The 14869-nt window shown below is 66.8% G+C and carries 12 protein-coding genes; 2 read left to right on the top strand and 10 right to left on the bottom strand.

The window, feature by feature from the left end; all coding sequences use genetic code 11:
- Positions 1-7: 7 nt before the first annotated feature.
- On the bottom strand, positions 8-913 hold the full coding sequence (locus IB259_RS15210; protein WP_192329442.1) for a LysR family transcriptional regulator: 906 nt from the start codon (positions 911-913) through the stop codon (positions 8-10).
- Between the two features lie 40 nt (positions 914-953).
- Complete coding sequence (gene serC, locus IB259_RS15205) at positions 954-2036, bottom strand: 3-phosphoserine/phosphohydroxythreonine transaminase (RefSeq protein ID WP_192329440.1); 1083 nt, start codon at positions 2034-2036, stop codon at positions 954-956.
- A gap of 131 nt (positions 2037-2167) precedes the next feature.
- On the opposite strand from serC, the gene IB259_RS15200 reads away from it, so the two are divergent.
- Positions 2168-3661, top strand: coding sequence for a PLP-dependent aminotransferase family protein (locus tag IB259_RS15200; protein WP_192329438.1), 1494 nt, complete (start codon positions 2168-2170; stop codon positions 3659-3661).
- A gap of 6 nt (positions 3662-3667) precedes the next feature.
- On the opposite strand, the gene IB259_RS15195 is transcribed toward IB259_RS15200, so the two are convergent.
- The 7 genes from IB259_RS15195 to IB259_RS15165 form a co-directional block, all read right to left on the bottom strand.
- Positions 3668-4966 (bottom strand): serine hydroxymethyltransferase, encoded by a 1299-nt coding sequence (locus IB259_RS15195; protein ID WP_175159872.1) that lies wholly within the window; start codon positions 4964-4966, stop codon positions 3668-3670.
- Positions 4967-5005: 39 nt separating this feature from the next.
- Complete coding sequence (locus IB259_RS15190; protein WP_192329436.1) at positions 5006-6205, bottom strand: benzoate/H(+) symporter BenE family transporter; 1200 nt, start codon at positions 6203-6205, stop codon at positions 5006-5008.
- A gap of 157 nt (positions 6206-6362) precedes the next feature.
- On the bottom strand, positions 6363-7223 hold the full coding sequence (locus tag IB259_RS15185) for a patatin-like phospholipase family protein (RefSeq protein WP_192329433.1): 861 nt from the start codon (positions 7221-7223) through the stop codon (positions 6363-6365).
- A complete protein-coding gene (locus IB259_RS15180; RefSeq protein WP_192329431.1) occupies positions 7224-9221 on the bottom strand; it encodes an NAD(P)/FAD-dependent oxidoreductase in 1998 nt (665 codons plus the stop codon).
- A gap of 43 nt (positions 9222-9264) precedes the next feature.
- Positions 9265-10230 carry a tripartite tricarboxylate transporter substrate binding protein gene (locus IB259_RS15175; RefSeq protein WP_054452105.1) on the bottom strand — a complete coding sequence of 322 codons (966 nt, stop codon included), beginning with the start codon at positions 10228-10230 and terminating at the stop codon, positions 9265-9267.
- Between the two features lie 34 nt (positions 10231-10264).
- Entirely contained in the window at positions 10265-11257 is a 993-nt protein-coding gene (locus IB259_RS15170) for a ketopantoate reductase family protein (protein ID WP_192329429.1), read from the bottom strand.
- 47 nt (positions 11258-11304) lie between these two features.
- A complete protein-coding gene (locus IB259_RS15165) occupies positions 11305-12063 on the bottom strand; it encodes a class II aldolase/adducin family protein (RefSeq protein WP_054452103.1) in 759 nt (252 codons plus the stop codon).
- A gap of 297 nt (positions 12064-12360) precedes the next feature.
- Between IB259_RS15165 and IB259_RS15160 the strand changes: the two genes are divergently transcribed.
- Positions 12361-13899 (top strand): class I adenylate-forming enzyme family protein, encoded by a 1539-nt coding sequence (locus tag IB259_RS15160; protein ID WP_175159880.1) that lies wholly within the window; start codon positions 12361-12363, stop codon positions 13897-13899.
- Between the two features lie 16 nt (positions 13900-13915).
- Here the strand turns inward: IB259_RS15160 and IB259_RS15155 are convergent, their stop codons facing one another.
- Positions 13916-14824 (bottom strand): LysR family transcriptional regulator, encoded by a 909-nt coding sequence (locus IB259_RS15155; protein WP_054452101.1) that lies wholly within the window; start codon positions 14822-14824, stop codon positions 13916-13918.
- Positions 14825-14869 lie beyond the last annotated feature (45 nt).

The following is a 14869-nucleotide window of genomic DNA, read 5'->3' as shown; positions in this document are numbered from 1 at the left end:
AGGGGCGTCAGGCGGCTTGCGCGCCCAGCACCTCGCGCGCCGTGTCGATGAACCAGCGGACTGCCGGATTCATGGACTGGGCGGGCGCTGCCAACGCCATGGCGTAGGTCAGGGGCGCGCCCTCCACGTCCATGAGGTCCACATATGCCACGTTGTCGATGGCGATCCGGCGCAGCGCCGCCGGCACGATGGCGACCCCCAGGCCCGCGGCGATGAGCGGCAGGCTGATGAGGGCGTGGGACGATTCCTGCAGAACCCGGGGATGAAACCCCGCGCGCTGGCAGGCCGCGACGATCTCTCCCGCGAACCCGGGGCTGTCGGAGTGCGCCAGGGTCACCAGCGTTTCATCCGACAGGTCCGAGAGCCTGGCGCTTTTCATGCCTGCCACCCGGTGGCCCGCAGGCACGGCCAGCGCCAGCCGTTCGCGCTGCAAGCCCGTGATTGCGATGCCCGGCACCCCGGACGCGGGCGGCACCAGGAATGCCGCGTCCAGCTCGCCGCGCTGCAATCCTGCCAGGATGCCGACGGTGCTGCCGCTGGTCAGTCGCAGGCGTATGTGCGGAAAGCGCTGCGTAAACTCGGGCAGGATGCGCGGCAGCAGGTTCAACGCGGCGCTGGGCACCGCGCATACCCGCAGCGCGCCCATACGTCCTTCGGCCGCATCGCGTGCAGTCTGCAGCGCGGCATCGGCGCCTTCCAGCAGGCGCTTCGCTTCGCGCAGAAAGGCGCCGCCGGCGACCGTGAGGCGCACGCCCAGGCGGTCCCGTTCGAAGAGGTCTGCACCAATCTCGGTTTCGAGCCGTTTGATTGCGACGCTGAGCGGAGGCTGGGTCATGTGCAGCCGGGCGGCCGCCTTGCGATAGTTCAATTCCGTGGCCAGAACCACGAACTGCCTGAGCTGCCTGAAATCCATGCTGGTCTCCCTGTGCTTTCTTAGGGCCGCCGCGCCGGCTTCAGCCCTGCGTGCGCTGGAAGTCTGTCATGAAATCGGCCAGTGCGGCCGCAGCGGGCAGCTCCACCGCGTTGTACAGACTGGCTCGGATGCCGCCGGTGTGGGCGTGTCCTTTCAACCCCATGAGCCCGGCGCTCTCGGCCTGGCGCAGAAACAGGGGCTCCAGGGCGGAATCGGCCAGGAAGAACGGCACGTTGTTGATGGACCGGAATTCCGGCCGGACCTTGTTGAAGTAGAAGCCGTCGCTGGCGTCGATGGCGCGGTACAGCAGCCCGGCCTTGGCCTGATTGGCCTGATGGATGCGTTCCACGCCGCCGGTCCGGCGGATCCAACGCAGCGTCAGTCCGGTCAGATACCAGGAGAAGGTGGCGGGCGTGTTGAGCATCGAGTCCGCCCGCGCCGCGTGCGCATAGTTCAGCACGTCGGGCGTGATGGGCAGCGCGCCGTCCAGCAGGGCTTCGTCCAACACCACGACCGTGACGCCGGCGGGCCCCATGTTTTTCTGCGCGGCGGCGTAGATCAGACCGTGCCGGGACACGTCGATGGGCTTGGACAGCAGGCTGGAGCAGGCATCGCACACCAGCGGGACGGACGCGTCCGGCGCGGCGGGGAACTGCACGCCATGCACCGTCTCGTTCTCCGTGTAGTGCAGATAGGCCGCATCGGCCTCGAGCTGCCATTCGCCGGGCGCAGGGATGCGGTCGAAGCCCGATGCCTCGCTGCTGGCCGCGACGCGGACCTTGCAGTAGCGCCGGGCCGCATCGATGGCCTTGCCGGACCAGAGCCCCGTGTGAAGGTAATCCGCCGACGCCTTGCCGCGCAGCAGATTCATCGGCACCTGCGAGAACTGCAACGAAGCACCACCTTGCAGGAACAGCACCTTGTAGCGGTCGGGGATCTGCAGGATGGCCCGCAGGTCCGATTCCGCCTGGCGTGCAATATCGATGAACACGCGCGAGCGATGGCTGATTTCCATTACCGACATGCCGGTGCCCGCGAAATCGAAGAACTCTTCGTGCGCCTCCTGCAGCACTTCCAGCGGCAGCGCAGCCGGACCAGCGCTGAAGTTGTATGACCTTGCCATATTTTCCGATTCTGCCCCGCCTGGCGCGGGCTCCTGCATGGTTACGCCCGCGGTTGCCGTGGCGATCGGGTGAGTCTACGGATAGAATGGCCGGCCCGGACAGGCCAGTTTTCTTCTTGTGAGCAGACCACATGCCTAAGACCTTCGAGCTGGATACGCTGAGGATGCGCATGAACGATGCGGAGTTCCAGCGCCTGGAGCTGCATCAGAGAATTCAGCGGGCGCTGCGCGCCCTGATCCTCGACGGTGCGCTGGGGCCTGGCCTCAGGCTGCCCGCCACCCGGGGACTGGCCAAGTCGCTGGGGGTGGCGCGCGATACGGTGGAGAATGCCTATGTGCATTTGCACCGCGACGGCTACATCGTGCGGCGCGAGGGCTCGGGCAGCTACGTGTCGCAGACCGTGAGCACCGAACTGCGCGGCGCCGCGCGTAGGCGCGCGAAACTGGACAACAAGCTGGGCGCACTACCGCCGGGGGCAGGCCTGAGCCGGCGCGGGCGCATGATCCTGGACAGCGGCGGGGTCGCGGACCAGCAGGCCATCAAGGCGTTCGCCACGGGCCTGCCGGAAACTCGCAGCTTTCCCACCGACGTCTGGGAACGGCTGCAGCGCCAGGTCTTGAAGGACTACCGCAGCCATGTGCTGCTGCATGGCGACCCGCAGGGCGCCGAGCCCTTGCGCCGCGCCATCGCCGCCTACCTGAACCTGGAGCGCGGGGCCAAGGTCTTGCCCGAGCAGGTGCTGGTGTTGAGCAGCACCCGCCAGGCCCTGTTTCTATGCGCGCAATTGCTGACGGACGCCGGCAAGCCCATTCTGATGGAAAACCCCGGCTACTTCGGCGCCCGCAAGGCCTTCGAATCCGCGGAAACGCGGATCGTGCCCATCGACGTCGACGCGCAGGGCATACGCACGGACCTGCTGCGCGCGGACCGCAGCGGCGCCAACTGCGTGTACGTGACGCCGTCGCACCAATACCCCACCGGCGTGACGCTATCGCTTGAGCGCAGGCTGGATCTGATCGGCTGGGCGGCGGAGCACGGCAAATGGATCATCGAGGACGACTACGACAGCGAATTCCACTACGACGGCCTGCCTACGGCCTGCGTGCAGGGGCTGGACATGCACCAGCGCACGCTCTACCTGGGTACGTTCAGCAAGACGCTTTATCCGGGTCTTAGGATGGGATATATGGCGCTGCCGCCCGGCCTGGTCGATGCCTTTGCCCGTGCGCGCAGCATCATGGACGGGCATACGCCGCAGATCCTGCAGCTGACGCTGGCGCGCTTCATGGATGACGGCCATTACAACTCGCACGTGCGATCCATGCGCAAGCTGTACGCGGGACGGCGGCAGGTGTTGCTGGAGTCGCTGGGAAAGCAGCTGGACGGCGTCGTGCAGGCCTACAGGCCTCCCGGCGGGTTGCAGATCCCATGCCTGCTGGAGCGCGGATGGTCCGAGGAGCAGACCATCCGCCAAGCCGAGGCCGCGGGCCTTCGGCTGCCTGGACTGAGCCGGCTCTATGCGGGCGATCACAAGCAGCAGGGCTGGCTGCTGGGCTATGCCTCGCTGACGGCCTACGAGATCAACGCCGCGGTGCTGCGGCTGTCGAATGCGTTGAAGCGCTAGGGGACTTCAGTACGGCAGCGGGAAGCGCCTGGCCAGCCCGGCCACGCCTTCGCGGATGGCGCTTTCCGTGCGGGCGTCGACGGCCCCGGCGCGCACGCCGCCCAGCAAGGCCAGGATCATGTCGCCGATTTCCTGGAATTCGGCGGGTCCCATGCCGCGCGACGTGCAGGCGGCGCTGCCCACGCGTATGCCGGAGGTAACGGCCGGTTTGGCGGGGTCGTTGGGGACGGCGTTCTTGTTCAAGGTGATGCCAACCTGTTCCAGCGCTTGTTCCGCCGTATTACCGGCCAGTCCCCAGGGTCGCAGATCGACCACCCCCAGATGGCAGTCGGTGCCGCCCGACACGATGGACAGGCCGCCTTCGGCCAGCCGGCGGCACAGGACGCGCGCATTCTCGACCACGGCGTGGGCGTAGGTGCGGAAGGCGGGCTGCAGCGCTTCGCCCAGGGCCACGGCCTTGGCGGCGATGATGTGCATCAGCGGACCGCCCTGCAGGCCCGGGAATACGGCCGAATCGATCTTGCGGGCGAGTTCGGCGTCATCGGTCAGGATCATGCCCCCGCGCGGGCCGCGCAAGGTCTTGTGGGTGGTGGTGGTCGTGACGTGCGCATGCGGCACCGGCGAGGGATACGCGCCGGCCGCGGCCAGGCCGGCGAAATGCGCCATGTCCGCCATGAAGATCGCGCCCGTCTCATCGGCAATGGCGCGAAAACGCGCGAAGTCCAACGTGCGCGAGTAGGCCGAGCCGCCGGCGATGATGAGCTTGGGTCTTTCCTGCCGCGCGATGCGCTCGACCTCGTCCATGTCCACCCGATGCGTAGCCGGATCGACGCTGTAGCTCAGCGCCTGCAGCCAGCGTCCCGACATGTTGACCTTGGAGCCATGGGTCAGGTGTCCGCCCGCCCTCAGGTCCAGGCCCAGGATCTTGTCGCCGGGGGCCAGCAGCGCCAGGTAGACCGCCTGGTTGGCCTGGCTGCCCGAGTGGGGCTGTACGTTGGCGTAGCGGGCGCCGAACAGACGCGTGGCGCGCTCGATGGCGATCTCCTCGGTCACGTCCACGTTGACGCAGCCGCCATAGTAGCGGCGGCCAGGGTAGCCCTCTGCGTACTTGTTCGTCAGCACGGAGCCCTGGACTTCCAGCACCGCGCGGCTGACGAAGTTTTCGGAAGCGATGAGTTCTATCGAGTGCCTCTGCCGGCGCCGTTCGGCGTCGATGGCGCCCCAGATGCCGGGGTCGGCCTGCGCCAAGGGCAGGGCGCTGACGCAAGGCAGTGCGAGGCTGTCGGGAAGGTTGGGGTTCGTCACGGTGGTTCCTGTTTCGATGGACGTATGGAGATGAAGAGGTCAGGAATTGGCGGCCAGCGCCCGCTGGCCGCCATGGATGAGCAGGTGCGCGGTCAGGCCGGCGACCAGCCCCCAGAACGCGCCGCCCACGCCCAGCAGGGTGACGTTGGCGGCGGTGGCCAGAAAGGTGATGAGCGCGGTCTCCCGGGTGCGGGCGTCGGCCATCGCATTGGCCAGGCTGCCGCCGATCGCGCCCAGCAAGGCAAGGCCGGCCAGCGTGGTGATGAATGCCTTGGGCAGCACCATGAACAAGGTCGCCAGCGTGACGCCGAAGGTGCCCACCAGGATGTAGAACACGCCGCAGGCCAGGCCCGCGAGGTAGCGTTTGGCGGGATCCGGATGCGCATCCCGGCCGGTGCAGATCGCCGCGGTGATCGCCGCCACGTTGAAGGCGTGCGCGCCGAAGGGCGCCATGAGGAGCGAACCCAGGCCCGTCACGGTGAGGATCGGGTTCGCGCCGGTCTGGTAGCCGTCGTTGCGCAGCACCAGCATGCCGGGCATGTATTGCCCCGTCAGCGTGATGATGAAGAGCGGCAGGGCGACGCCCAGCAAGGCCTGCAGCGAGAACTGCGGCATTTCGAAGACCGGCGCTGCGAGGCTGAGGTGGACTGCCGAGAAGTCGATGCGGCCTTGTGCGATGAGCAGCGCAAGGCCGATGACCAGAATGCCGACCACCGCAAAGCGCGAGGTATAGCGCTTGAGCAGCGCATAGGAGATGACCAGCACGATTACCAGCAGCGGATCGGCGCTGGCCCCGCCGAAGGCATTGACGCCGAATTGCAGCAGGATGCCGGCCAGCAGGCCGGCGGCAATGCCGCCCGGAATCATGCGCACCAGCTTCTCGAATGCGCCGGACAGGCCGAGCACGACGAAGCCCAGCGCCGACAGGACGTACGCGCCGATGACCTCGCCGTAGGGCGTGAAGGGCATCACGGTCGCCAGAAACGCCACGCCGGGTGTGGACCAGGCCGTAATGACGGGCGCCTTGTAGCGCCAGCTCAACAGTGTGCCGGTGATGCCGACGCCGATGGAAACCGCCCATACCCAGGACGCGGTCTGGGCAGGAGTCAGCCTGGCCAGCTCCGCGGCCTGGAACACCAGCACGAAGGTGCCGCCGTAGTTCACCAGCACCGAGATCAGGGCGGCGACGGTGGGGGAAAAGAAGTCGGCGGGTCTGAGGCCAGCCGGTGATGCGTTCATGATCAACTCCGCGTTCGTGGTGGGGCCAGGCCGCGCGGCGGCCGGGCTTGAACGGGGAGTCTATGGTGCTGGCGGTATGTCGATACCTGCCACATTCATGAAAGTGGGCAGACCGCTTTCCTGACGGGAACAGCGCTGGGCGGAGTGCGGGACAGGCTCAGCGCCACGCTTGCCGCAGGGTTTGCGCAAGCGCGGATGCCTGGCGCAGCCCTGCCTCGGCGGCGTCGGCGCGGCGCGCCGGGTCCAGCACGTTGTCGCCGATGGCCTGTTCGCTGGTCGCGTCCGGCAGCACGGCATGGACCTCGCTGCCGGCGCCGCGCAGGGCCTGCAGTTCGCGCCGCAGATGGCCGCTGACCGGATTCCCTTCCCGATAACCCAGCGGCGCCAGCACCACGACCTGCTGATAGCCGGCCGCCATATCGGCATTGGTCATGGAGCGGATGCCGCCGTCCATGTAGGTCGCGCCGCCGATGGGCACGGCCGGCCAGGCGCCCGGCACGGCGCAGCTGGCGGCGATGGCATCGACGAAATCGACCTGGTCGGCGGCGCTGAAACCGCGCCCTTCGCCGGTGGTCGTGTCGACCGCGACCACCAGCAATGGACGGGAGGGCCAGTCGCTTGCGTCCAGACGGGCGGCGATGATGGCGCGGCGTTCCGCCAGTGTGGGCGTGGCGGAACGCCGCGCATAGGCGCCGATGCGCTGCCGCGCTTGCTGCAGGTCCGCGCCCACTTTGCCGTACAGCTCGCGGTTCTTTTCGTCCGCGGCCTGTTGCGAGTACGGACGGTACTGTTCGGCGCCCGGCCCTCCCAGCTGCGTCGCCAGCAGCTGCATGGGCGGGACGCCCAGCGCCAGTTGCGCGCCGGCGACGGAGCCGGCGGAGCAACCGATGAACAGGTCCGCCGCGGTGAGGTCGACCTCCTGGCGCGCCAGGCCCGCCAGAATGCCGATCTCCCAGGCCAGCCCGGTCACGCCGCCGCAGCCCAGTACCAGGCAGCGCTTCTTCTGCGGGCGCGGCATTCAGGCAGTCTCGACGCGGGTAGCGGCGGCCGACTCGGTATCGGTTGCGCCGGACGCCGGACGGTAGTGGTAGTCGCCCATGTCCGTCTTGCGCAGCATGTGCCAGTAGTCGTCGTTGCGGAAGGGAGTGGGCGCCACTACCTTGCCATGCGCGTTGCGGTACCAGTTGCTCATGCCCTTGTGGGTCCAGATCATGCGGTCATGGGCGGCCTGGACACGGGCGTTGTAGGCGTCGTGCCTGTCCCTGCGGACTTCGATCTCGAAGCGTCCGCCGGCCTTGTCCAGACCTTGCTGCAATAGGCCCATGACATAGCGCACCTGGGTCTCCAGCAGGGCGACGACGCTGCCGCCGTGGCCCAGGGCGGTGTTGGGGCCGGCCAGGATGAACAGGTTGGGGAAGCCCGGCGCCGCGACGCCCATGAAGGCCTCGGCCCCTTTTTCGTCCCAGGCTTCGCGGATCGAGCGCCCGCCGCGGCCATAGAGCTTGAACGAGGACAACAGGTTGATCGCGTCGAAACCGGTGGCGACCACCAGCACGTCCAGTTCATGCGCCCGGCCGTTGTCGCTCACCACCGCGTTTTCCGTGACCCGGGCGATGCCGCCCGTGACCAGTTCGACGTGGTCCCGGGCCATGGTTCGGAACCAGCCGTTGTCCATCAGCATGCGTTTGCCGAAGGGAGGGTAGTCGGGCAGAACGTCCGGCAGCAGGTCCTGGCGGTCGCCGAGTTCCGCCTTGATGTAGCTGGTGAAGTGTTCGCGGTGCCTGTCGTTGATCTGATTGATGGCGCGCTCGGGGTGCGGCCATTGCGGATCGATCTGCAGCGTGGCGTGGACGCGGTCGTTGAAGATCCAGGCTAGCCGTTGGCGATACCACTCCTGGTAGTACGGCACCTCGCGCAGCAGGAAGCGGACGTCCTCCGGCACCGGTTTCTGGAATTTCTCGAAGGGCGCGGCCCATTGCTTGGAGCGCTGGAACACGGTCAGGGAGCGGACCTGGTCGGCGATTGCGGGAACGACCTGCATGGAGCTGGCGCCGTTGCCGATGATGCCCACGTTCTTGCCGCGCAGGTCCAGGCCTTCCGGCCAGTTGGCCGTATGGAAGCAGGGGCCCTTGAAACTCTCCAGGCCGGGTATGGGGGGCAGCTTGGGCACGTTCAGCAGGCCCACCGCGCTAATGAGGATGTCCGCCACATAGTCCTGGACCTGGCCGTCCTGCCCGACCGTGCGTATGTTCCAGCACAGCGCGTCTTCGTCGTAGCGGGCGGACTCCACGCGCGTGTTGAAGCGGATGTTGGGGCGCACGCAATGCTGGTCGGCGACGCTTTCGAAATAGCCCTGGATCTCGCCTTGCAGGGCGAAGTAGCGGGACCAGTCGTGCTTGGCGAACGAGTACGAGTAGATGTGGTTAGGGGTGTCCACGCCCGCGCCAGGGTAGCGGTTCTCGTACCAGGTGCCGCCGACTTCGGCGTTCTTCTCGATCACCACATACGGAATGCCCGCGCCTTGCAGGCGGATCGCGGCGCACAGGCCTGCCACGCCGGCGCCGATGACCAGCACCCGATAGCCTTGCGGCACCTGGAACGCATCGTGTTGCTCCAGCGCGAAGTCCGGGTCCAGGCCCAGCCAGGCGGCGATCATGGGGCCGTACGAGTCGGGCACATCTTCCCCGATGCTGGTGCGCAGCATGGCGACCAGCTGTTCATGCGCAGGCGCCGGCAGCTTGGGCTGCTGGCCGCGGCGGGTCAGCAGGATGGCCGAGTACGCGGCCTCGCGGATCTCTTCCTGCACGGCGTCCGGCAACCCGCCAGGGTCGTTGTCTTCCAGGCCGCGAATGCGCGAGCACTGGTAGCGCTCGGACAGCCATTGCGTGTCGCCCGTCAGGTGCACCAGCACCATGAGCAAGGTGGGGATGTTGGCGCTGGCCAGCGCGCGCTTGAGCGTGGCCTCCCACACGTCGTTGCCGAACGGTGTTGCCGGAGCCGGGGTATCGCGATGCATGTAAGGGTCCTTCCAGGAGTGGCGTGGGGGATCGGGTTGCGGCCTACTCGGCGGTTGCGCCGGACTTCTTGATCAGCTCGGCCCATTTGGCGCTGTCGCTGACGATGAAGGCGCCGAAATCGCCCGGCTTGGTGAACAGGGCGTCCAGGCCCATTTTCTTGAACTGCTCCTGCACGTCGGGCGCCGTCTTCATCTTCTGCAGGGATGCCTGCAGCCTTTCGACGACCGCGGACGGCGTGCCGGCCGGGGCCACTATGCCCAGCCAGGGCATGGCGTCGTAGCCGGGCAGGCCGGACTCCTCGACCGTGGGCAGGTCGGGCAGCACCGAGGACCGCGTCTTGGTGGTGACGGCGAGCGGCCGTACCTTGCCGCTATCGAGGAAAGGCTGGGCGGCCGCGATGTCCACGAACAGCATGTCGACTTCGCCGCCAGCCAGGGAGGTCAACGCCGGAACGCTGCCCTTGTAGGGGATGTGGGTCATCTTCAGGCCGGTCAGCGCGGCGAACAGCTCGCCCTCCAGATGGTTGGACGTGCCGTTGCCGGAAGAGGCGAAGGTCGCCGATTTGCCGTCTTTCTTGAGCGCGGCGATCAGTTCCTTGACGCTGGACGCCTGCACCTGCTTGCCCGTCACCAGGACGTGCGGCACGCTGGCGATGAGCGAAACGGGCTGGAAGTCCTTGACCGGGTCGTAGTTCGCGGTGTTCTTGTACAGGCTGGGAGCGATGCCCAGGGACGATGCCGCCATCAACAGCGTGTAGCCGTCGGCCGGCGCCTTGGCCACGTAGGCCGAGGCGATCATGGTGCCGGCGCCGGGCTTGTTGACCACCACCACCGGCTGGCCCAGATCTGCCTGCAGCTTGGCCGCGACCTGTCGGGTCATCACGTCCGTGACGCCGCCGGGCGTGAAGGGCACCACGATGTTGATGGGCTTGTTGGGATAGTCCTGGGCGTGGGCGGCTGCGCCCGTGCAGATCAGGGTTGCGGCCAGGCAATGCGATAGCCATTTCATGAGTTTGTCTCCTGTGGTTTTCTAGGTGTGGCGTTCAGATGGAGCCTGCGCTGAGGCTCCGGTGCCGGATCAAGCCCCAGACCGTGTTGGCGTGGGGCATGTCCAGGTTCAACTTTGCTGCGATCTCGATCATGGCGCCGACCAGGGCGTCGGTTTCCAGCGGCTTGCCTTGCAGCGCGTCCTGCAGCATCGAGGTCTGGGCGGCGCCGGCGCTGGCGGCTGCCTGCATGCGTTGTTCCACGGTGACCGGCAGCTCGAGCCCGAGCGCCTGGCCCAGCGCCAGGTACTCGCCGAGCATGGCGCGCGCCAGTTTTCCGAGATATGGATCCTGGACCATGGCTTCCATGGTGGCGCGGGCCAGCACGCTCAAGGGGTTGAAGGTGGCGTTGCCCATCGCCTTGATCCAGACGGCTTGGTGGATGTCGTCGCTGACCTCGCATTGCAGGCCTGAAGCTTGCAACAGCCCGGCGAGCCGATTGGCCCGCGCAGACATGGAGCCGTCCGGTTCGCCGAGGATGAGATTGTTGCGGGCGTTCTGGGCCGCGATGCCAGGCGCGGTGGCGTTCGCCGCGATGTACACCACGGCGCCCAGCACCCGCTCCAAAGGCAGCGCTCGCCTGAGGGCGCCGCGGCCATCCACCGATTGCAGCGGCGTGTCGCCCAGGGGACTGCCCAGCGTGGGCAGATACCACCAGGGGATGCCGTTTACGGCCGGCACCACGGCGCCCAGCGGCGCGAGCATCGGCGCCAGGTGCGCGGAGATATCGTCCAGCGCCTGTTGCTTGACCGCAAGAATAAGGTAGTCCGCGTCGCGCACCTGGCGCGGTTCGTCGGTGGCGCGCACCGGGTAGTGGCGCGTGACGCCGTCGACCGTCAAGCCGACGCCGTGCTGGCGCAAGGCGGCCAGCGTCTTTCCGCGGGCGATCATGGTCACCTCGCAGCCTGCCTGGGCCAGGCGCGCGGCGAGCAGACAGCCGATCGCGCCCGCACCATATACCGCGACGCGGCATTGATGAGCATCTTTCATTTCTACTCTGCGAAAAAAGGGCCGCCGGGATGGCGGCGCGGTTGCCGCTATTCCTGGTATTCGGGCCGGATGCGTTGCAGCAGCCGGAGCAGGGGGGGCCAGTGCTTGTGGCGGGACGGGCGGTCCAGACGGTCGAACTGGCGGCCGACCTTCTCGGCAACTTCGGCTCCGGGCACAACCAGCGGCAGGCCGCCGGCCAGCGCCGCGACCTGCGCCTGGCAGGCGCGCTCCAGATAGAACATGGCGTCGAAGGCGTCTGGCACGCTGGCGCCGCAGACCAGCAGGCCGTGATTGCGCAGGATCATCGCGCTGTGGGAGCCGAGATCGGCGATCAGGCGCTGCTGCTCGTCCATGTCGAGCGCGACGCCTTCGTAGTCGTGATAGCCGATGCGGTTGTGAAAGCGCATGGCATGCTGCGAAATCATGAGCAGGCCAGCCTCTTGCGCGGACACCGCGATGCCGGCCGCGGTATGCGTATGCATGACGCAGGCCGCGTCGTGGCGGACGCGATGGATGGCGCTATGGATGACGAAGCCGGCGGGGTTGATGCCCAGGCCGGTCTGGTCCAGCAGGATGCCGCCGTCGATGTCCACCTTGACCAGGTTGGAGGCGGTGATCTCGTTGAACATCAGGCCGTAGGCATTGATCAGGAAGTGCGGCTGGGCGCCGGGAACCCGGGCCGAGATATGCGTATAGATGTGGTCGGTCATGCGCATTTCGACAGCCAGGTTGTAGGCCGCGGCGAGATCCACGCGCACTGCCCATTCCTCGGCCGAAACCTGGTCCTTGATCGATGCCTCTTGCACGGCAGCTCCTCCGGTTTTGCATTCTTCTTGGTCTGGCCGGCGCCTCTGCTGCGTGGCCTCTTTCAAACGGAGTATAGGTTTTCCAGCCGCTGTCGACTAAGCAAACGTTTTGATGGAAACGCATAAATTCCATCAATCATTCGGCCATGCCGGCAGGCATGAAAAACCTTGATGGATATGCATAAAAACGTTTAGCTAGTGCGGCGAAATTCCGCTACCTATACTGATTTTCCCACCCATGGGCGCGGCGGCAAGGAGCCGGCGCGCCCTTGAAAAATCAGAATAGCCGGAGGCTGGATGGACGCTGCAGGAAACCGCGGGATCACGGATTTGCTCGATGAACAGGCGCTGTGCCACGGGCATAAGCTGGCGATCGTGCATGAGTACCACAACGGCGACATCAGCCAGTTGAGTTTCATCCAATTACGCGAAGCGGCCCGCGCATTTGCCGCGGGCTTGCAGGCGCGCGGCGTGAAGCCGGGCGACCGCGTATTCGTATTCATGGGCAACACGGCGGAGTACGTGCCGCTGTGGATGGGCCTGATGCTGGCGGGCGCCGTCATCGTGGCGGGCAACATCCATCTCACTGCGCCGGAAGTGGCCTATCAGCTTGAGCATTGCCAGCCCGCGCTGGCGCTGGTCGAGCCTGCGCATGAAGCGCTGGTTCGCGAAGTGTGCGCCGGGATGGACCAGGCGCCGGATATCGTGCCGGTGAAGCGCGGCAGCCTGGGGCAGGAAGGATTGAGCGGTGCGCTGGCTGCGGCATCCGCGGATTACCGGGCTCCCGAGCTGTGCAGCGACGACCTTGCCCAGATCCTGTACACCTCGGGCACGTCGGCGCGGCCCAAGGGCGTGATGCTCACCCACGCCAATCTGCTCTGGTGTGGCCAGGCGGGCGCAGCCAACAGCGGCATTGGCCGCGCTGACCGCGTGTTCAACAACAAGCCGCTGTTCCACGCCAACTGCCAGGAAACTGTGCTGTCCTGCCTGACCGCGGGCGCCACCGCGGTGATCGGGGAACGCTATAGCGCCACGCGCTACCTGCGCCAGCTCATCGAACACCGCATCACGATCTGCAGCCTGTCCGGCATGCTGTGCCGAACCTTGTTGAACCAGCCGCCCACGCCTTTCGATACGGCGCATCAGGTGCGGTACGCGGGCTATGCCATCAATATTTCGGAAGCCGAGATCGCGGCGTTCATCGAGCGTTTCCGCATCCCGCTGCGCAATGGCTATGGGCAGTCGGAGACCATGCTCTACATCACCTTGCAGCCGCATGCATCGCCGTCCGCCTATCCGTCCATCGGGCGCGCCACGCCCGACCGCGAAGTGTTCGTGGTCGACGACGACAACCGGCCGGTCGCCGTAGGCGCAGTGGGCGAGATCGTGGTGCGCGGACGTCCTGGGCGCACGCTGACCCTGGGCTACTACCGCGACCCGGCGGCGACGCAGGCCGTGTTCGAGGGCGGCTGGCTGCACACCGGAGATCTCGGCTACCAGGACGCCAAGGGCAACTTCTTTTTCTTCGGCCGCAAGAAGGAAGTGATCAAGCGGGCCGGCGAGAACATCTCGGCCGCGGAAGTGGAGGAGGCCCTGATGGGGCATCCGGCCGTGCGCGACGTGGCCGTGGTGGGTATACCCGATCCGGTGCGCGACCAGTCGGTCAAGGCTTTCGTCGTGCTGCACGCAGGGCACCAGGCGGATGCGGATGCCATCAAGACCTATTGCGCCGGGCGGCTGGCGTACTTCAAGGTGCCCGAGCACGTGCAGTTCATGGCTGAGCTGCCGCGCAACGCCAGCGGCAAGGTGCAGAAGCGCGCGCTGCTCGACGCCTGAACGCGGCCGCGAGTTCTCAGGCGTGGCCGGTAGCCGCCTTGCCCAGCCGGGCAAGGGCTTCGGCGACCTGATGGACGACGGACTGGCCCTGGTTGCGGTGGATGGCGATGGTGAACTCCAGCGTCAGCGGCGTCAGCGCCGGGTCCACCAGCACCAGGGTGCCGGCGCGAACTTGTTCGGCCACCATCATTTCCGGCAGCTGCGCGATGCCGCCGCCCGCCTCGACGACTTCGATCAGGCTGTTCAGACGATTGCAGCTGCAGATGTTGTCCAGGTTGGCGCCCATGTCGCGCAACTCGTCCTGCGCCGGGCCAAAGAAGCCCGACGGACGCGATACGCACCACAGCGGCTCGGTTTGCAGTAGCGATTGCATGCTGCGGGGCTTGCCTTCCGCGTCGCTAAGCAGCCGGGACGAGACCATCCACGACATGCGGGTCGTGCCCAGCGATTCGCAGATGAACTGGTCGTCGCGCAGATGATTGGCCATGATGGCAATGTCCAGCGCGCCGGACGTCAGGTGCTCCTGCAGCTTGATCGCCAGGTCCAGCTCGATCTCGTAGGAAACGCGCGGCAGGGCGCGGCGCAGCTCGGGCACCACGCGTGAAAACCAGGTCATGGAAATCTCGCCCATGCCGATGCGCACCGTGCCGGCCGCATTGTTGACGGCCTCCGCGTCGGTGAAGGCGTCTTCCACCGCCAGCAGCAGCGGTTCCACGCGTTCGACGAAACGGCGCGCGGGCACCGTCAGTTCCAGCCGGCGGCCGCGCTTTTCGAAGAGCGGAAAGCCCAGCGACTGCTCCAGCTCTTTCATGCGCGCCGAGACGGCGGGTTGGGAAGTGTGCAGCCGTTCGGCCGCAGCGCGGAAGCTGCCCAGCTTGGCGATCTGGCACAGGGTTTCGGCGTTGGTCAGATTCGGACGGGGCATGGGCGAATGTCGTGGTTTTTGCGCGGTATGTTAAAGGAAATCGTC

The organism is Achromobacter sp. ACM04 (assembly GCF_014851465.1).
Taxonomy (GTDB): Bacteria; Pseudomonadota; Gammaproteobacteria; order Burkholderiales; family Burkholderiaceae_B; genus Achromobacter; species Achromobacter aegrifaciens.
The sequence above is the reverse complement of the archived record's forward strand: the minus strand, read 5'-3'. Positions and strand labels throughout refer to the sequence as shown.